A 16,794-nucleotide genomic window follows, 5' to 3' on the forward strand; every position below is an offset into this window, starting at 1 on the left:
CGCCTATTCCCTTTCTGTCAGTGAAACCTGCTCACTGACGATTTTCGGAAACGCATTGACCGGCACCGGTATATTTTCGGTCTGTCCATTGAGCTTCAGCGAGGCTAAATTGTAATCCGCAATCCCGCTGGTCTGGGATAATACCGCGCCAACCTTGGTATAGCGCACTTCCTTATCTTCCGGTACCTGTGCCATGTACGCCGTCAGATTGCGGACAAATTCCTCCTTCACCGCCGCAAGATCGGCGCCCTCTGTCAGTTTTACCTCCGCCGCGATGGCAATCTCGATCAGCACCGGCGGCACGACAGAAAGTACTGCGCCGTTGACCGGCGCTTTCCGCTTCTCTCGGTCCTCTGGGCTTACAATGTAATCGTAGACGGTCTGACACAGGGTTTCCGTCGCGGGATTCCCCTGACTGTCTGTCAATACGATGGTGACAAGCCCGGAGTCGTCATCCTCTGTCGGCGGTACCACCACAGCTGTTCCCGTGCCCGGCACTTCCTCCGCCCAGCGTTTGTAATCGCTGTCATTGCCCACGAAAGAAAGTCCCTGCATTTTTTCGTATTCGGTGATGCGTCCAATCAGCGCCGCATCACTTTCCGCATCGGAACCGCCGGTCGCCGCCTGCGGATTTTGTACAGCGGAAATTCCCTCAAGCGGCGAATCCTGCAGGATAATCGTCCCTGCAGCCACATTGCCGCTGCTGCCGGCTTCTGCCGCTTTCACGACTATTTCTACTGTTCCGTCTTCTCCGATGACCGCCTCTTGCTGCGACACAAAGGATGCAGCCGGAACGTCGCCAATCGCCGCAGTAGAAAACACACTTTCCGCGGGGATCACGGTACCTGCTGTTCCCGTCACCGCAAGGATTGCCTCCGCAAAAGACGCCGCTTTCCGCGTAATCCCGTTGACCTCAGCATGATAGTCTACATAATCCGAATACCCTTCACAAAACCGTGGGAAAATTCGTTTCAGTGCTTCCGCCATGATATACTGGGTAAAATATGCCTCCTGCATAGCAGTCGGTGCCAGCAAATTGTACGGATGACTTCCTTCACTCAAATCTATATCCTGCGGCAGCGCCGCAGTCATTTCTTCCATAATATCTTCAAAATCTCTATTCAGAAATTCTGGCATTGTCCATTCTTCTGCCATATTTTTCACCTGCCTTCTAAACTCACTTCTAAATCTATGGTTGCGCCATCTGTGCCAACCACTTCTATTGTTACTACCACGCTGTCTGCACCCCAGTCAAAGGTCATCTCCCCTACGTAGTCGGTTCTCCCGTAAGGGTCCGCTTCCAGCGCTTCTTTGGCTTCCGCCCGAAACATTGCCTCCGCTTCTTCTCTGGTGTCCGCCCTTAAAATCTCCGTGATGGCGATTCCAAAGTCGGTGGAATACAGTGGGCTTGCATACCGTTCCATAGATAAACAATTGATGCACCACTGCTTCCACGCATCCACGGGACTTGCGCTCTGTACCCGGTTTCTGCCGTCCCTGACAAAGTCCTTTTCAAAGGCGACTGACGCTAGATAGCCTGCGTCTTCTTCTGTCTCTGTCACATCTTCGTCAGGTTCAAACTCTTCCAGATCCTCCGGAAACAAGTATTCATCCTGCAGCATCTTCATCCTCTCCTTCCCCTGCAATTAAATCGACGACCACTGGCTCACTGCCGCACCACGCCAGCAGCACCCGGTCGCCCTCTTTCAGTTTTTCATAGTGAATATCCTCCATATACACACTGCCCGTCACGACTTTCCCCTTCTTCATCACCAGATCCGATACAGTCCTGCAAATCGAATATTCCCCTGCTGGAATCGGTCCCGGCGACTCGTCCGGTACCAGCGCGCAGCCTGCTCCGATTTGGGCAAGTTCCAGCCGCGTACCCTTGCCCGTCTGTCTGACGCTGTGCATCCGCCCCTGCAGGGTTTCTCCCAGCTTTTCAATATTGCTCGACATCTTTTCCTCCTTTCTTAAAGTCTTCTGCAAATAGAAAAACGCCGCTGCCGGCGTTTTTCTGCTTTTCTGCTTCAGTTCTTCACAATACATATTCTAGCACAAATCTATGTACCTGTTGCACAGTTTCACTTCTTTTTCTTCATGCGCCGCACATTCATCATCATAGTGCCCTGATCGCAGTCGTGGGAAATTTCGTTGACGACATAATCATGTTCTTTCCCTTTATTCAGCTCGATTCTGACCCGGTCGCCTTTGCGAATCCAGGGAATATCCAGCGCGGTGATATCGTACTCTTTTCGCGGCAGCGCGCTTTCATCGAGGATATGCTTCGCCTCTTCCTTTGCCTCGGACAGCTTGGTATCGCCGTCTTTATAAATGACTCTGGTCAGCGTGCCGTAAGTCTTTCTGTTTCGCTCTTTCCTGGCTTCCACCTTTCGCTTGCCGTTGTCGTCACTTTTTCCAGCGATGAGCACATTGGTGACCATACCGTCCATGGTCACAGATCTGCTGTAGCTGCTCATAATCCCCTCATCGCCCCGGGTAATTCGATACACCGTTTCGTTGGCACCCTGCTTATCGATGTAAATTCTGCCCTTATGACTTTTAATGTTGTACTTTGTGCCCTTTTTCTTTTGCACCTCATCCAAAAGTTCGCTAGTCAGCACGTCTGCCAACGTACCGGACAGCGGCAGCTTGGGATGGGTGATACTGCTGTAGCGATATGTCAGCTTTACGCCGCGGCGCTCCATCAAAGTTTTTACAATGTCTTCGGTCCGTTTCCCCTTGCTGAAATAGGTCAGAATCTGGGAGTTCATAAAGTAAATCATGTTGTCGTAGCAGGTCAGCGTCAGCTGTGTGCCATTTCCCAGGCTATAATCTGCATCCCATACATAACCGCGAAACACTTCGGTCTTCTTGGTCTTTCCGCCGCCTTGCGCGTAAATAAAAACACGGCTCCTGACAGTAAACATCTTGCTGGGATAGCCGTATTTGTCTATGCTCCGATTGTAAAGCCGTATAACGGCTTTCTGCGCCAATTGATTTCTGGATTCTGTCAGGGAAAGGCTGGTTACCAATCCTTCTGTCTCGCCGGTCTTCACATTCAATTTCTTCACGGTGAACTGGTTTCCGTCAGGTGTTTTAATCACCACCTCATATGCTGGTCTTTCATATTTCATCTGTCACACCTCCTTATTTCTTCGGCAGCTTCAGCACAAGCCCTGGCCAAATGCGGTTACCATTGTCCGAAGAACTGTATTTATGCTTCTTTGCGTCATCTTCAATTGCTTTTTTGTTGAGTTTGTAAATCTCGTTCCATCGATGGGAGTTCCCAAGCTTCCTGCCTGCAATACCCCAAAGGGTATCGCCGCTTTTCACGGTATATTTTGTGAAACTCTTCGACGGGCGCTTTTTGCTGTTCTTGCTTTTTTTTGGTTTCGGTTTTTTCGTAATGGTCACCGGCTCATATGCAATCCACTCGATGGAATACTCCAAATCGCCAAGTCCGCCCGTATAGGCGGAAGAATACTGATTCACGTAGCACTTGAAGCCGGTGATTCCGGTGCCTTCGATGATTAGCTCGATCAGCGTGCCCCGACTCTGCCATCGTTTCAGCAGTTTGTCGCACTCCAGCGGATCTGTCCAGGGCGCTGCCAGTACGGACAAGTCCTTTCTGCTCTCTCCCGGAAAACGCGCTTCCCAGGAAATCCGCCTCAGCCCTTTCCCTTTGGGTCTGACCACTTCCCCTCTGTCCAAAAGACTGTAGCTGGCAAAACTCATGTCGCCGCCGCTGTCTTTGATTTCCAGCGGCAGCCAGTCAAAATCAATCATTTTTTTGCTGTTGTTTACTTCCTTTGCGATAATTCTCATAATCCTGCACCTCCTGCTGCCGGTGTATTGGCAAACTGCCCCTTAAAGGCTGCGTTAAATACACCTGCGATTTCTTCACTGATTGCTTCTTTGTTTTCCCGGATGGTTTCGACCAGCGACTGTCCGTCTTTGGCTTCTACTTTGATTTCGACACCACCGACTTCCACTGCAATCGGCATGTCGCTGCCGCCGCTTCCACTGAGACTTCCGATACTGCCGCCTACGATGCCGCCCGCTGCAAAACCCTTCGGAGAAAAGCCCGGCGCTTCCAGATAACCGCCGACCTGATTGAAAAGCTGCAGCGCCCGCTTTCTTCTGTGTTTACCCAGCGGAATAATTGCCTCTGGCGTGCCCTCTTCCGCCACTGTAATCAGCTGGGCGCCGCCGTGGACGTAGCCTCCTTCTGCGAAAGCAGGGGCAATGATGCCGCCACGGTACTTCACTCCAGCTGGATTATAATGCATTTTTTTAACTCTATCCGGCAAATTATTAAAAACATTTTTATTACCATCTTCTTTTAAATATTCCGGTTCATAGTGCTGTAAATACCAACTTCCTGCCCGGTTCTGCGCAATACTTCCTAAGAGTTCCATCTTGTTCATAAAGTCTTGTACTGCTTCCGGTAAGGCTTCTCCTTTTTCTTCATATTGTTTTGCTGTTTCCAGCATGTCATTGTAAAGTGGCTTCATACTATCTACATATTCACCAATAGCTGCTCGATCGACCGGGTCACTTTGTAGTCCCCGTATATTGCCTAGCATTTCCTCACTCAGTTTTCCATCTTCCATGTCAGCGCTTAAGTTATCAAGGAATGCAAGTTTGTCAGAATATTTGTTCGTAAATTCATTCAGTGCAGTTTCAGCAATCGCACCATAGGTATCCATCTCCTGCTTATACAGTCCATCGGTTTGTCCAGTTCCATCTTTTCCCCAAAGTAGCGTTTGTTTCTGCTTGTCCGTCTTTCCGATGGCTGCATAACCATAAGCGTCTTCTAATGCATCGATTCTTTCATTTGCGCCCGCTGTTGCTTCTTGTATAATTGCATCGAAAGAGTCTTTAGAATACTCTTTACCAAGCCCTAATTTCATCTTTTCCAGCATTGCCTGAAAATCTCTTTCCTCCTGACTACCCTGATCCGAACCTGATGCTCCATAAAGCAATTGTAATACCTCTTGCCTGATTCCGTCTATTTTCGTCTGCTCACTTTCATCAACCACACCATCAGACAAAGCGTCAACGGTTACTTGATTAAGGTCTTCAATCAAATCATCCAGGTTTTTCAGTTTTTCCCGATACTGTTTATCGATTCCTTCCAGTATTTCGTCTGCTGATCCAGGCTCTGTCAGCAATGCTTTTACAGATTTCTCCTCCGCATACTGATTATCCAGCAAGTGCATCCGACTGCTTTCACCAAAGTCATTCGTTGATTCCGCCAGTCCCATCAAACTTCCTGCACCTGCTTCTGTTCCACTGAGCCAGAGGCTTTTCTGCAGCCCATAATCTGCCTGCTGCAGGTTCGCAAAGGATCCCTGCAAATCATTGATTGCTGCTGCTGCGTTGTTAATCCGCATAGTCTGCCCTGTATCAAACAATTCTCCCACAACCTGTGATACTTCTCTTGCAGATAGTGCCGTTTTTCCGAACATTTTATCCAGCTGTTCACTTGCAAGCGCTTTCTGCTCCGCTTTTAATTGTGCCACTTTCTCCGCGGCACGGGCAGAAACATCGGCATATTTTTCTGCACCGTTTATGCCGTCTGCAAAAGAATCTGCTATCGGTTCACTGAGCAGTTTTCCAAGGAGGTAGCCGCCAGCCGCACCAGCCAATGCGCCCCATGGACCTAAAGCACCACCTAATTTCAGTCCCAGTGCAGCACCTGCCTTCGATCCTACAAAAGAACCAGCCATGACAGTTGCCCCTTCGGCAACCTTATATGTTCTGTCGTAGGCATTATCTGACGAAAAAACACCTTCTGCAATGTCTGCGCCGCCGTCCAAATAGCCGAAAGCAGTGATGGCTGTAGAAGCAGATTTAGGGATATCCACAATTTCAAAATTTCTACCAAATTTATCATATGCATCCACCAATCCTCTTGCCGTCACAATCGCACCGCCAACCGACATGGCACCATCAAAAAAGCCTTCATTGTCAGCAGTTTGCACCGGTACACCGCCTGTTCCTCTGACACTTCCCCCGGTATATGGCACCATATACCCTCCACCATAGCTTGGTTGCAGCTGCATACGTTTGATTTTTCTCTCTGCCGCATAAATATCTGTATATACCCTCCGCATGTCGACAGAAACAGATACCTTATAGCTACTTTTCGAAAAATCCCTTAACCTTCCTGACACAGACTCCAAAACCGGCGTTATCTGATCATCAAGAAAAATAGACGCAGTATATTCCGTCTGTGCAAATTCATTCAGCAATCGCTCTGTGGTCTCCATCACCTTTTGATACTTTTTCATTTTTGCAGGTAGTTTACCAAACTCACTGCTGTAGGCTTGCAAAATCGTTACATCCTGTTTTGTAATTCCTGTTTCTTTTCTCATATTCTCTCCTTCCTTTTTCCCATAGAAAAAACGCCCGCAGGCGTTTCCTCTTTGCTTATTAATCTACATATTTGAACTTTAACAGTTCCTTCTTTCTATCCTTGAATTCTTCCTCCGTGATAATCCCATCGTCCCAGAGTTCCTTGAACTTACGTATCTCATCAGCAGAGCTGACAATCAACTTCTCTTTCCTCATTTCCTTTTCGTGCATTTCTCTGATATATGGCATTATCTTTTCAATCTCACGTTGTGTGAATTCCAAATTTTCTTTTTCTGCGCGTACATCAGAAAATCCCCTATACCAACCCTCTATATTAAAAAAGATTTCGGTTTTATCTGGAATAAAGATTATATTTTTTAACTTGGTATAGTCGACCTCTGCCATCCCGTACTCATCACAACAAATTCCAATTATTCGATTATTTGTCAATATATATATCCATCTTTTGTCCTTATTCCCAGACATGTCATATATATATATATATATGCCCAAAAAAACGAAAGAATATATTCATCCGACTCTAAAATAAACTCTGCAAGTTTTAAATCTCGCCATCTATCGTCATCTGATACGTTTTTAGCAAAAAGACCTTTTTTCTTTTCTGGGTCTTTATGTTCATGATAATATGCAAACATCTCCTCTGCTGTACGCATTTTTCTCATCTCATCCACCATTCCTTTCCCACACCTGCATTAGAGTCCGTTTTCCACTGTACACATTATATCATACTTTCTTGAACCTGTTGCACAAAATTATGGATTCTCTTAACGCAATTCCCCTTTCCTTTCTCCACTCTACATACCTTCCGCATATCGACAGAAACAGATACCTTATAGGTATTCTTCGAAAAATCCCTTAATCTTCCTGACACAGACTCCAAAACCGGTGTTATCTGATCGTCCAGAAATATAGATGCGGTATACTCCGTTTGTGCAAATTCATTCAGCAATCGCTCTGTGGTCTCCATCACCTTTTGATACTTCTTCATTTTTGCAGGTAGTTTGCCAAACTCACTGCTATAGGCTTGTAAAATCGTTACATCCTGTTTTGTAATCTCCCTCATATTCTCTCCTTCCTTTTTCCCATAGAAAAAACGCCCGCAGGCGTTTATAAGTTTAATAATTCTTTTTTCTTTTTCTCAAATTCTTCTTCTGTAATAATCCCTTCATCTAAAAGTTCCTTATACTTACGTATTTCAGTGATGGAACTATCTGTACTTGGTTCCTTTTTTTCAGATGTGTTTCTTCTTTGCTGAATTAAAGGTAAAACTCTTTTCTTCAGCTCGTTTATAGATTCTTCTCTATAGCAAATACATCGTTCTTCCTTGTTATTATATTTAATTATTATTGTATTATCATTTATTTTCATTTCAATAATATCGTTGTACATTATATTCTCGAAAAAGTTCTCGAATGCAGTTAAGGGTGAAAAAACTTGCTTTTCTGCGCCAAATAGTATTCTTTTTTCTGTAAATGCATAGAACACATTCCATTGCACCCTTTCAACTATTCGTTTCCCCTCAAAACAATGTATTACATATTCATCAGGGTCTAGCGATTCCTCAATGGCTCTCATTATGTCTACACACTTTGGAATTGTTTTTTGATAATAACAAAAATACCGACTCATCTCCACACGATTTTTCATTTTTTTTGGCACCTCACTGCCCGTTACCTTCATCAACATATCTGTAAGTCCCATCGTCGTCCTCTCTTTCTTTTCAACAGACATCATGATTTTTTATTATGCCTATTATACCATATTTTCGAAATGAACGTATACAGAAAATAGCTAAATAGCTTTGTCTTTTTCAGCATCACATACCCTCCACCATAGCTTGGCTGCAGCTGCATACGCCTGATTTTTCTCTCTGCCGCATAGATATCTGCATATACCTTCCGCATATCAACAGTGACAGCTACCTTATAGCTACTTTTCGAAAAATCTCTTAACCTTCCTGACACAGACTCCAAAACCGGCGTTATCTGATCATCAAGAAAAATAGATGCGGTATACTCTGTCTGTGCAAATTCATTCAGCAATCGATCTGTGGTCTCCATTGTCTTCTGAAACTTTGTCATCTTCGCAGGCAGTTTGCCAAACTCACTGCTGTAGGCTTGTAAAATCGTTACATCCTGTTTTGTAATTCCTGTTTCCTTTCTCATGTTCTCTCCTTTCCTTTTTCCCATAGAAAAAACGCCCGCAGGCGTTTCCTCTTTGCTTATTAATCTACATATTTGAACTTTAACAGTTCTCTCTTCCTATCCTCGAATTCTTCCTCCGTAATAATCCCATCGTCCCAGAGTTCCTTGAATCTTCGAATTTCTTCGGCAGGGCTTCCCAAAAACTTTTTTTTCTGTGCTTCCTTTTCCTGTATTTCTCTGATATATGGCATTATCTTTTCGATCTCATGTTGTGTGAATTCCAAATTTTCTTTTTCTGCGCGTACATCAGAAAATCCCCTATACCAACCCTCTATATTAAAAAAGATTTCGGTTTTATCTGGAACAAAGATTATATTTTTTAAACTGGTATAATCAATTGCTTCTACTCCATCCTCGTTACAACAGATTGCTATCATTTGTTTGTTAGTAAATATATATATCCATCGCATATATTCATTTGTCGCATATACATATTTAACTATATATATATCCCCAAAAAAATGAAATTACATATTCATCCGGTTCTAAAAAAAACTCAGCAAGTTTAAAATCACCCCGTCTTTCATCATCAAACACTGGCAAACTTGTATCAAAAAAACCTTTTTTCTTTTCTGGGTCTTTATGTTCATGATAATATGCAAACATCTCCTCTGCTGTACGCATTTTTCTCATCTCATCCACCGTTCCTTTCCCACACCTGCATTAGCATCAGTTTTTCACTATACACATTATAGCATACTTTCTTGAACCTGTTGCACAAAATTATGGATTCTCTTAACGCAATTCCCCCCTTTCTTTTCCCCTCTCTATATATCCGCCACATGCAGCCAAAGACAGACACCTTATAGCTACTCTTCAAAAAATCTCTTAACCTTCCTAACACAGACTCCAAAACCGGCGTTACCTGATCGTCCAGAAAAATAGACGCAGTATACTCTGTCTGTACAAATTCATTCAGCAATCGTTCTGTGGTCTCCATCACCTTTTGATACTTTTTCATTTTTGCAGGTAGTTTACCAAACTCACTGCTGTAGGCTTGCAAAATCGTTACATCCTGTTTTGTAATTCCTGTTTCTTTTCTCATATTCTCTCCTTCCTTTTTCCCATAGAAAAAACGCCCGCCGGCGTTTCTATAAATCTAATAGCGTCTTTTTCTTTTGCTGAAACTCTTCCGCAGTGATAATCCCATCGTCCCAGAGTTCCTTGAACTTACGTATCTCATCAGCAGAGCTGACAATCAACTTCTCTTTCCTCATTTCCTTTTCGTGCATTTCTCTGATATATGGCAATACTTCTGCAAGTTCACGTTGCGTGAATTCCAAGTTTTCTTTTTCTGCTTGTACTTCAGAAAATCCTCTACACCAACCGTCTATATCAAAAAAGATTTCAATTTTACTTGGAATAAAGATTATATTTTTCAGTCTGGCATAGCTAATTGATGAAACTCCATAATCCTCACAACATATCGACATTATTCTCTTGTTTGTAAATATATATATCCATCTTTTATTTTGGTCAGCTGAAATATCATATATATATACATATATATATCCCCAAAAAAATGAAATTACATATTCATCCAGTTCTAAAAAAAACTCAGCAAGTTCAAAATCACCCCGTCTTTCATCATCAAACATCGGCAAACTCGTATCAAAAAAACCTTTTTTCTTTTTTGGGTCTTTATGTTCACAATAATATGCAAACATCTCCTCTGCTGTACGCATTTTTCTCATCTCATCTACCGTTCCTTTCCCACACCTGCATTAGAGTCCGTTTTCCACTGTACACATTATATCATACTTTCTTGAACCTGTTGCACAAAATTATGGATTCTCTTAACGCTATCCCCCTTTCCTTTCTCCACTCTACATACCTTCCGCATATCGACAGAAACAGATACCTTATAGGTATTCTTCGAAAAATCCCTTAATCTTCCTGACACAGACTCCAAAACCGGTGTTACCTGATCGTCCAGAAATATAGATGCGGTATACTCCGTTTGTGCAAATTCATTCAGCAATCGCTCTGTGGTCTCCATCACCTTTTGATACTTTTTCATTTTTGCAGGTAGTTTACCAAACTCACTGCTGTAGGCTTGCAAAATCGTTACATCCTGTTTTGTAATTCCTGTTTCCTTCCTCATATTCTCTCCTTTCCTTTTTCCCATAGAAAAAACGCCCGCAGGCGTTTCCTCTTTGCTTATTAATCTACATATTTGAACTTTAACAGTTCCTTCTTTCTATCCTTGAATTCTTCCTCCGTGATAATCCCATCGTCCCAGAGTTCCTTGAACTTACGTATCTCATCAGCAGAGCTGATAATCAACTTCTCTTTCCTCATTTCTTTTTCATGCATTTCTCTGATATATGGCATTACCTCTGCAAGTTCACGCTTAATAAAATCTATATCTTCATGATATATCTTTACATCTGCTAATCCCCGATACCAGCCATCAGTGTCAAAATACACTTCTCGATGCTCAGCGCTTACCAGTATATTATTTATTTTCTCATATCCCAATATTTGCCAACCTGCTTCTACACATTTGGCAATTAATCGTTTATTTGTAAACATGTACGTCCATTTAATCTCCTTATGTTCTTGCATATATACTTGTCTATATATATATCCCCAAAAAAAAGTCATTACATACTCATCATCATCTAAAAGTAATATGAGATATTCATAATCAAGCAATATATCTTCTGGCCCTGAAACCTCTATTCCAAACATTCCTGCTTTCTTCTTATGTTCCACATTTTCATGATAATATGCAAACATCTCTTCCGCTGTACGCATTTTTCTCATCTCATCCACCATTCCTTTCCCACACCTGCATTAGCATCAGTTTTCACTATACACATTATAGCATACTTTCTTGAACCTGTTGCACAAAATTATGGATTCTCTTAACGCAATTCTTCCCCTTTCTTTTCCCCTCTCTATATATCCGCCACATGTAGCCAAAGACAGCCACCTTATAACTACTCTTCAAAAAATCTCTTAACCTTCCTAACACAGACTCCAAAACCGGCGTTACCTAATCGTCCAGAAATATAGATGCGGTATACTCCGTCTGTGCAAATTCATTCAGCAATCGCTCTGTGGTCTCCATTTGATTACCCGTTCTTCAATCTTTGCAAGTACATTGCTTACCTTATCATTCACATACACTTCAATGCAACTGTTTACATTCGTATATTTTTGCATTCAATTTTCAGTTTGATTCAAATACTCTAATCCCTGATTATTTAAGTTTTTTAACTGCGTCAATCTTTTGTCCATCTGCTTCTCTGCCTGCTCCAAATTCTTCATCGACTTTTCATCATAACATTCAATTATATATTTTTTTGTCATGCTAACCTCCTTTTGCAAAATAAAAAACACCCCTGCCGGTGTCTTTTATGTTCTTAGCTTTTTATTATTTTATAGTGCAAGTACAAGTAAATATACCATACTTCCTATCGTAACCACTGTTGTTGCCAAAGCAATCCACATTGCAATATCGCCCCAAATTTTCAATATCTTATATTTCTTGTCCAATTTATCTAATTGCTCTTTTTCAATCTTCCACATAATTTTCTCCCTTGCTTTCAAGAAAAACATCCACCACGCATGATTTTTTCGAGTGTTCTATGGAAGTTCATCTACAATTCCATAATGATAAAGTATTAAATGTATGAAAATTATAGCAACTGGTAGCTGTATTATCGCCCCTACCGTAAACGTCACTGCTCTAATCACAATTGCTTTTTTGTCATTGCTCTGCACGGCTTTGTCGAACTTTTTCTCATAGGCATAGGTCGGTTCTTCCGGAATGTCTTCAAAATAATCTGTACAGATTGCCGCAGGGTTTAGCAACCTGTCTTTTTGCGCTTGAAATTCTGCCTGCGTCATAACTCCATCATCAGTCAGTTTTTTCAGCTTTGCGAGTTCATCCGCTACACTTCCGGAAAAGTTTGCGCTTTGCCTTTGCTCCTGATTCTTCTGCTGAATGATTGGTATAATTTCTGCCAGTCCCTTCTGGACACCAGTTACATCACCCTTCAGCACTTCTACATTCGGCTCCCACTTTGTCGCATCAATTACAACACTTCGTCCTGCCGCCGTAACATTATGAAGATCTCTATAGTCAATCGACCTGACGATTTCAACTGTCAAATGTTTCTGCCCTATAATCAGCCTTCTATTAGTAAATACGTATGCAAAATTTCCGTCTGTCATCATTCTGACATTATTCTGCAGCCCCTGAAAACAGAATACCGCATACTCATCCGGCTGCAAATGTTTTGCCACAAGATAAAAATGCGCTTTTTCATAAAACAAATCGTTTGCAAAGCAAAACTGCCACATTTCTTCTGCCGTCCGCATTCTACGCATACTAGCTTCTCCTTCTTATTCAGCATTATGTGCAAATCTTCACTATACACATTATAGCACACTTTCCTATCCCTGTTGCACACAAATCGGACAACGATTGATAAAATCTTTCCAACAAAAAGACGGCAACCCCTTCTGCGTATGCCGTCCTTTTCCTGTCTCTATTCCCCTTCTTTTTTCCCAAAGCTGCTGACTTTGATGGGTACAAAGCCTTCTTCGATCGCCAAAAGGTCCGACGCCATCATAAAAGTTCGTTCGCCGGGAGATACCGGCTGCTGACAGGTACGAAGCCCCATCAGAATACCGGGTTCTTTATTGTGATTCTGATAAGCGAAGTGAAGCCACTGCGCCAGTCCGCTTATCTTGATGAGTTTTTTGCGTATTCCTCATCACTGATTTCTTAATTGGGACGACTATCATGCACAGAATCCTGCGCCTCCTGCTGCCGGTGTATTGGCAAACTGTCCTTTAAATGCCGCGTTGAATACACCTGCGATTTCTTCGCTGATTGCCTCTTTGTTTTCCCGGATGGTTTCAACCAGCGACTGTCCGTCTTTGGCTTCTACTTTGATTTCTACACCGCCGACTTCTACTGCGACCGGCATACTGCTGCCGCTTCCGCTGAGACTTCCGATACTGCCGCCTACGATACCGCCCGCTGCAAAACCCTTCGGCGAAAAGCCCGGCGCTTCCAGATAGCCGCCGACCTGGTTGAAAAGCTGCAGCGCCCGCTTTCTTCTGTGCTTACCCAGCGGAATAATCGCCTCCGGCGTACCCTCTTCTGCCACTGTAATCAGCTGGGCGCCGCCGTGAACGTAACCGCCTTCTGCGAAAGCCGGAGCGATGATGCCGCCGCGGTATTCCGAAAGTGGTGATAACGTTGGTGGGGCAGCTCCAAATATTTTATGTCCTGTAACATATACATCTACCGGCGCTGTGATAAACTCTGGAATCCCAAAATCTTCTGCTGTAATATTAATCTGTTCTTCTATTACTTTTTCTCCATCAATCAGCAATTCTGTTGGAACTGTTGCTGTGCCTCCTGTCTCCTGCGAACTAGCTACAGGCTGCTGCGCTGCCCCCGCCAGATAATTATAATTTTCAGACTGAAAGACTCCATTTGCATTATCACTGAACCAATTCAATGCTTTATCATCAGCAAGATACGCATAAAAATCCATTTGACGTAAATACTCTTGTGCCTCTCTGGGAGCATTCAAGCCTGCTCCTTCATATAAGCTTACTATTTCCAATACTTTTTGCGTCATATCCGACATGCTGTCAACATATTCACCGACAGCCGCTCTGGTTTCTTCATCTGCACGCAACGCATTTCCCTGATCTCTTATTTCCTTAAAATCCTCTATGCCAAATTGACCTGCTTTAATTTTTTTGTACATCGGTTCTATAGAAGTCATTGACTCCCCAAGTTCATCCTGAAAGCGATCAGTGAATTCATCAAGCATTGTCTCTGCAACATTCATATAAAGATCTTTCTTCTCCGCATATAAACCTTCGTTTCCATCTTCCGCTTTTCCCAACAATAATTGTCTTCTCTCATCCGCATTCAAGTCTGGCGCAACACTGGCATACAAATTGTCGAGTACAGCAGCCTGTTCATCCGCACTGCCAATTCCTGTAGTAATTACATTCTGAAAAGATTCCCAGTTCATGCTTTTTATACTTCCTGTTGGTATCCCATCTAAACCAGCTTTAAATTCATTAGGCTTATCTTCTGCAAGGGTTCTTTGGTTTTCTATATTTGTCATGATTTCATCAATTTTGCTTTTTTCAGATTCGCTAATTATTCCATCTTGCAGAGACTTGTTAATCTCATCGTCCAGTTGTTTAATCAGGTTCTCAGTTTCCTCTATTTGCGCCTCGTACTTCTTACCCAGTGCGTCAATTAATATGTCCCCTGTATCTGAGTCTCCTGTGATTGCATGAATTGCCTCAATCCCAGCATACTGTTTTTCTCTCAGAAAGGAAAGCTGCTGCTGTCCATAATCAACAGTTTGTTCTTTTAACACACTCTGTTCTCCCGCATCTAAATGCCTTGTCGATGCCATCCACAGACTTTTATCCATCGTATAGTCCCCTTGCTGCAAGCTTTGGTATGCATCACCAAGCTCATTTATCGCAGCATTAGCGTTGTAAATTCTTGCCGTCTGCGACGGATCGAATAATCCTGCTACTACCTGGGAAAGCTGTTCTGCTGAAAGTGCGATATCACCAAATTTCTCATCCAGCCTTATCTTTGCAAGTTCTTCCTGTTCTTGCTTAAATTTTTCCAGACGTGCCGCTGCTTCAGATGAAATTGCCGCGTTTTTCATCGCACCCAACTTCCCGCCGCTCATAAACTCCGAAATGGGATCGCTAAGATATTCTCCCGCCAGATATCCCAGTCCTGCGCCCGCTGCTGCGCCAACGGGACCGAACAAAGATCCCAGCGCCGCGCCAGCCTTCATACCACCAAAGGATCCTGCCATGATAGTGGCGCCTTCAAAAATTTTTGAAGTTCTGTCGTAATCGTTACCTGCAGCAAACATTCCTTCGGCAATCCTAGCGCCACCGTCCAGCATGCCGATGGTAGAAATGCCGGTGGCAAGATTTTTAACGCCAATTTTTTTAGACATTTTAGGAATATCTTCTAGCAAAACTTTATAATTCCCATACAACGCCCCCACGGTCGCACCACCAAAGAACAGTTCTTCCAGCATGTTCCCATTCTTCGCTTCCGGAACCGCCTGGGTTCTTTCCCACACGGCTCTGCTTCCGGTATAGGTCTTTGACTGCCGTCCTCCGCCCTGCGCATAGCGAAGCTGTGGCTGTATGCGATATGTTTTCGCTGTCAGGTTTTGCAGTCTCCGTTCAAACAGGTCCAGTCCCTGCATCGCCTCGTCCATGTCCACATAAAGGCTCACCCGGCAGGACTTCTGCGAGAATCGGTCTGCGAAACGATCCAGCGCCTCCAACGCTTGCTCCGTTTGATCCAGCGCATCAGCAAATTTCCGGGTATCGCTCTCTGCTTGCTTGATTGCATTGCTGTAGCTTTTCACAGATGCTTCGTCCACTTCAATAATTATTTTTTTACTCATTTCCCTTTTCCTCCTTTATTTTTCCAAAAGAAAAACGCCCCAGGCGTTTTTACAAATTCAATAATTTCTTTTTCTTCTGTTGAAACTCTTCCTCAGTGATAATTCCATCGTCCCAGAGCTGTTTAAACTTGCGTATTTCATCGGCAGGACTTAGAAAACGGTTTCTTTCTTGTAGCATTTTCTCACGCTCTTCCCAAATAAAAGGCATGACCTTTTCTAATTCTTTCTTGATGATTTCAGCAAGCTGATTACTTTTTACAAATATACGAGATAAGCTCATATAATAAGTATCAACTTCAATAATAATACTTTTTTCCTCAACAGTCATGTCGCCTATTTTTTCCCATCTAATACTTTCTATCCCATCACAATACATTCCAACTGTAATAATTCGTTTGTTTGTCAAAAAATACATATATCTTTCATCTGACTCCATATGCGCATATATATATATATATGCGCTGAATATTGTCAAGCAATATTCATTTGGCTCTAATAATGATTCTGCACTTTTATACGGCTGTAAAGGTTCATCTAAAACCCATTTCTCCAAAAAAGACCCTTTGCCTTTTTCCATTTCGCAGTAATACTCGTACATCTCTTCTGCTGTCCGCATTTTTCTTAGTTCTGTCATAATATATCCTTTCTATCATCAACCACTCATTATTTCTTTTATGCCCTACATTATAGCATATTTATCGGGACAATTTATACCTAATTCGCTAATTTTAATCCATCTCCCTTTTCCTCCTTTATTTTTTCCAAAA

Annotated in this window: 23 protein-coding genes; all 23 read right to left on the reverse strand. The window is 43.0% G+C overall.

All coding sequences use genetic code 11. The features are described from left to right. Positions 1–3: 3 nt before the first annotated feature. The gene (locus tag V1225_RS01365; protein WP_338547316.1) at positions 4–1,155 is read right to left on the reverse strand and encodes a baseplate J/gp47 family protein; all 1,152 of its coding nucleotides are present in this window, start codon (positions 1,153–1,155) and stop codon (positions 4–6) included. A gap of 5 nt (positions 1,156–1,160) precedes the next feature. Beyond that, positions 1,161–1,628 (reverse strand): DUF2634 domain-containing protein, encoded by a 468-nt coding sequence (locus V1225_RS01370; protein WP_338547318.1) that lies wholly within the window; start codon positions 1,626–1,628, stop codon positions 1,161–1,163. Next, positions 1,609–1,959 carry a hypothetical protein gene (locus V1225_RS01375; protein ID WP_251615093.1) on the reverse strand — a complete coding sequence of 117 codons (351 nt, stop codon included), beginning with the start codon at positions 1,957–1,959 and terminating at the stop codon, positions 1,609–1,611. Before V1225_RS01375 ends, V1225_RS01370 begins: the two co-directional genes overlap by 20 nt. A gap of 125 nt (positions 1,960–2,084) precedes the next feature. After that, positions 2,085–3,137 (reverse strand): hypothetical protein, encoded by a 1,053-nt coding sequence (locus tag V1225_RS01380; RefSeq protein ID WP_338547321.1) that lies wholly within the window; start codon positions 3,135–3,137, stop codon positions 2,085–2,087. 13 nt (positions 3,138–3,150) lie between these two features. Beyond that, positions 3,151–3,828, reverse strand: a complete 678-nt coding sequence (locus tag V1225_RS01385) for a LysM peptidoglycan-binding domain-containing protein (protein ID WP_338547323.1) — start codon at positions 3,826–3,828, stop codon at positions 3,151–3,153. Next, positions 3,825–6,383 carry a hypothetical protein gene (locus V1225_RS01390; protein WP_338547324.1) on the reverse strand — a complete coding sequence of 853 codons (2,559 nt, stop codon included), beginning with the start codon at positions 6,381–6,383 and terminating at the stop codon, positions 3,825–3,827. The genes V1225_RS01385 and V1225_RS01390 overlap by 4 nt, the downstream gene beginning before the upstream one ends. Positions 6,384–6,441: 58 nt before the next feature. After that, positions 6,442–6,768, reverse strand: a complete 327-nt coding sequence (locus V1225_RS01395; protein WP_338547325.1) for an SHOCT domain-containing protein — start codon at positions 6,766–6,768, stop codon at positions 6,442–6,444. A 41-nt stretch (positions 6,769–6,809) separates the two neighbouring features. Beyond that, entirely contained in the window at positions 6,810–7,058 is a 249-nt protein-coding gene (locus V1225_RS01400) for a hypothetical protein (protein ID WP_338547326.1), read from the reverse strand. A 44-nt stretch (positions 7,059–7,102) separates the two neighbouring features. Next, the gene (locus V1225_RS01405; protein WP_338547327.1) at positions 7,103–7,447 is read right to left on the reverse strand and encodes a hypothetical protein; all 345 of its coding nucleotides are present in this window, start codon (positions 7,445–7,447) and stop codon (positions 7,103–7,105) included. Positions 7,448–7,491: 44 nt separating this feature from the next. After that, positions 7,492–8,085 carry an SHOCT domain-containing protein gene (locus V1225_RS01410; RefSeq protein ID WP_338547328.1) on the reverse strand — a complete coding sequence of 198 codons (594 nt, stop codon included), beginning with the start codon at positions 8,083–8,085 and terminating at the stop codon, positions 7,492–7,494. Positions 8,086–8,114: 29 nt separating this feature from the next. Then, positions 8,115–8,549 carry a hypothetical protein gene (locus V1225_RS01415; protein ID WP_338547329.1) on the reverse strand — a complete coding sequence of 145 codons (435 nt, stop codon included), beginning with the start codon at positions 8,547–8,549 and terminating at the stop codon, positions 8,115–8,117. Between the two features lie 59 nt (positions 8,550–8,608). Next, the gene (locus tag V1225_RS01420; protein ID WP_338547330.1) at positions 8,609–8,998 is read right to left on the reverse strand and encodes an SHOCT domain-containing protein; all 390 of its coding nucleotides are present in this window, start codon (positions 8,996–8,998) and stop codon (positions 8,609–8,611) included. A 25-nt stretch (positions 8,999–9,023) separates the two neighbouring features. Continuing rightward, a complete protein-coding gene (locus tag V1225_RS01425) occupies positions 9,024–9,230 on the reverse strand; it encodes a hypothetical protein (RefSeq protein WP_338547332.1) in 207 nt (68 codons plus the stop codon). Further along, positions 9,223–9,633, reverse strand: a complete 411-nt coding sequence (locus V1225_RS01430) for a hypothetical protein (RefSeq protein ID WP_338547334.1) — start codon at positions 9,631–9,633, stop codon at positions 9,223–9,225. Before V1225_RS01430 ends, V1225_RS01425 begins: the two co-directional genes overlap by 8 nt. 46 nt (positions 9,634–9,679) lie before the next feature. Further along, positions 9,680–10,282, reverse strand: a complete 603-nt coding sequence (locus V1225_RS01435; protein WP_338547336.1) for an SHOCT domain-containing protein — start codon at positions 10,280–10,282, stop codon at positions 9,680–9,682. 56 nt (positions 10,283–10,338) lie between these two features. Beyond that, positions 10,339–10,692, reverse strand: a complete 354-nt coding sequence (locus tag V1225_RS01440; protein ID WP_251632104.1) for a hypothetical protein — start codon at positions 10,690–10,692, stop codon at positions 10,339–10,341. 59 nt (positions 10,693–10,751) lie between these two features. Further along, positions 10,752–11,369 carry an SHOCT domain-containing protein gene (locus V1225_RS01445; protein WP_251632103.1) on the reverse strand — a complete coding sequence of 206 codons (618 nt, stop codon included), beginning with the start codon at positions 11,367–11,369 and terminating at the stop codon, positions 10,752–10,754. Positions 11,370–11,759: 390 nt separating this feature from the next. After that, the gene (locus tag V1225_RS01450) at positions 11,760–11,906 is read right to left on the reverse strand and encodes a hypothetical protein (RefSeq protein WP_251632100.1); all 147 of its coding nucleotides are present in this window, start codon (positions 11,904–11,906) and stop codon (positions 11,760–11,762) included. Between the two features lie 69 nt (positions 11,907–11,975). Next, positions 11,976–12,125 (reverse strand): hypothetical protein, encoded by a 150-nt coding sequence (locus tag V1225_RS01455; protein ID WP_251615048.1) that lies wholly within the window; start codon positions 12,123–12,125, stop codon positions 11,976–11,978. Between the two features lie 57 nt (positions 12,126–12,182). After that, positions 12,183–12,929 (reverse strand): SHOCT domain-containing protein, encoded by a 747-nt coding sequence (locus V1225_RS01460; RefSeq protein ID WP_338547339.1) that lies wholly within the window; start codon positions 12,927–12,929, stop codon positions 12,183–12,185. A 161-nt stretch (positions 12,930–13,090) separates the two neighbouring features. Then, positions 13,091–13,225, reverse strand: coding sequence for a hypothetical protein (locus V1225_RS01465; protein WP_285813833.1), 135 nt, complete (start codon positions 13,223–13,225; stop codon positions 13,091–13,093). A gap of 120 nt (positions 13,226–13,345) precedes the next feature. Beyond that, positions 13,346–16,027, reverse strand: coding sequence for a hypothetical protein (locus tag V1225_RS01470; protein ID WP_338547340.1), 2,682 nt, complete (start codon positions 16,025–16,027; stop codon positions 13,346–13,348). A gap of 49 nt (positions 16,028–16,076) precedes the next feature. Beyond that, positions 16,077–16,661 carry an SHOCT domain-containing protein gene (locus V1225_RS01475; protein ID WP_338547341.1) on the reverse strand — a complete coding sequence of 195 codons (585 nt, stop codon included), beginning with the start codon at positions 16,659–16,661 and terminating at the stop codon, positions 16,077–16,079. Positions 16,662–16,794: the final 133 nt, after the last annotated feature.

The sequence above is a fragment of the Emergencia sp. JLR.KK010 genome (assembly GCF_037018265.1).
GTDB classification, from domain to species: Bacteria; Bacillota; Clostridia; order Peptostreptococcales; family Anaerovoracaceae; genus Senimuribacter; species Senimuribacter intestinalis.

Excerpts from the sequence above, each read along its gene's own strand:
- V1225_RS01450 (WP_251632100.1), bottom strand. The coding sequence starts at position 11,906 with ATGACAAAAAAATATATAATTGAATGTTATGATGAAAAGTCGATGAAG.
- V1225_RS01430 (WP_338547334.1), bottom strand. The coding sequence starts at position 9,633 with ATGAGAAAAGAAACAGGAATTACAAAACAGGATGTAACGATTTTGCAA.
- V1225_RS01435 (WP_338547336.1), bottom strand. The coding sequence starts at position 10,282 with ATGAGAAAAATGCGTACAGCAGAGGAGATGTTTGCATATTATTGTGAA.
- V1225_RS01410 (WP_338547328.1), bottom strand. The coding sequence starts at position 8,085 with ATGGGACTTACAGATATGTTGATGAAGGTAACGGGCAGTGAGGTGCCA.
- V1225_RS01445 (WP_251632103.1), bottom strand. The coding sequence starts at position 11,369 with ATGGTGGATGAGATGAGAAAAATGCGTACAGCGGAAGAGATGTTTGCA.
- V1225_RS01380 (WP_338547321.1), bottom strand. The coding sequence starts at position 3,137 with ATGAAATATGAAAGACCAGCATATGAGGTGGTGATTAAAACACCTGAC.
- V1225_RS01385 (WP_338547323.1), bottom strand. The coding sequence starts at position 3,828 with ATGAGAATTATCGCAAAGGAAGTAAACAACAGCAAAAAAATGATTGAT.
- V1225_RS01460 (WP_338547339.1), bottom strand. The coding sequence starts at position 12,929 with ATGCGTAGAATGCGGACGGCAGAAGAAATGTGGCAGTTTTGCTTTGCA.
- V1225_RS01440 (WP_251632104.1), bottom strand. The coding sequence starts at position 10,692 with ATGAGGAAGGAAACAGGAATTACAAAACAGGATGTAACGATTTTGCAA.
- V1225_RS01375 (WP_251615093.1), bottom strand. The coding sequence starts at position 1,959 with ATGTCGAGCAATATTGAAAAGCTGGGAGAAACCCTGCAGGGGCGGATG.
- V1225_RS01405 (WP_338547327.1), bottom strand. The coding sequence starts at position 7,447 with ATGAGGGAGATTACAAAACAGGATGTAACGATTTTACAAGCCTATAGC.
- V1225_RS01475 (WP_338547341.1), bottom strand. The coding sequence starts at position 16,661 with ATGACAGAACTAAGAAAAATGCGGACAGCAGAAGAGATGTACGAGTAT.
- V1225_RS01465 (WP_285813833.1), bottom strand. The coding sequence starts at position 13,225 with ATGGGGCTTCGTACCTGTCAGCAGCCGGTATCTCCCGGCGAACGAACT.
- V1225_RS01455 (WP_251615048.1), bottom strand. The coding sequence starts at position 12,125 with ATGTGGAAGATTGAAAAAGAGCAATTAGATAAATTGGACAAGAAATAT.
- V1225_RS01370 (WP_338547318.1), bottom strand. The coding sequence starts at position 1,628 with ATGAAGATGCTGCAGGATGAATACTTGTTTCCGGAGGATCTGGAAGAG.
- V1225_RS01470 (WP_338547340.1), bottom strand. The coding sequence starts at position 16,027 with ATGAGTAAAAAAATAATTATTGAAGTGGACGAAGCATCTGTGAAAAGC.
- V1225_RS01395 (WP_338547325.1), bottom strand. The coding sequence starts at position 6,768 with ATGGCAGAGGTCGACTATACCAAGTTAAAAAATATAATCTTTATTCCA.
- V1225_RS01390 (WP_338547324.1), bottom strand. The coding sequence starts at position 6,383 with ATGAGAAAAGAAACAGGAATTACAAAACAGGATGTAACGATTTTGCAA.
- V1225_RS01400 (WP_338547326.1), bottom strand. The coding sequence starts at position 7,058 with ATGGTGGATGAGATGAGAAAAATGCGTACAGCAGAGGAGATGTTTGCA.
- V1225_RS01420 (WP_338547330.1), bottom strand. The coding sequence starts at position 8,998 with ATGCGATGGATATATATATTTACTAACAAACAAATGATAGCAATCTGT.
- V1225_RS01365 (WP_338547316.1), bottom strand. The coding sequence starts at position 1,155 with ATGGCAGAAGAATGGACAATGCCAGAATTTCTGAATAGAGATTTTGAA.
- V1225_RS01415 (WP_338547329.1), bottom strand. The coding sequence starts at position 8,549 with ATGAGAAAGGAAACAGGAATTACAAAACAGGATGTAACGATTTTACAA.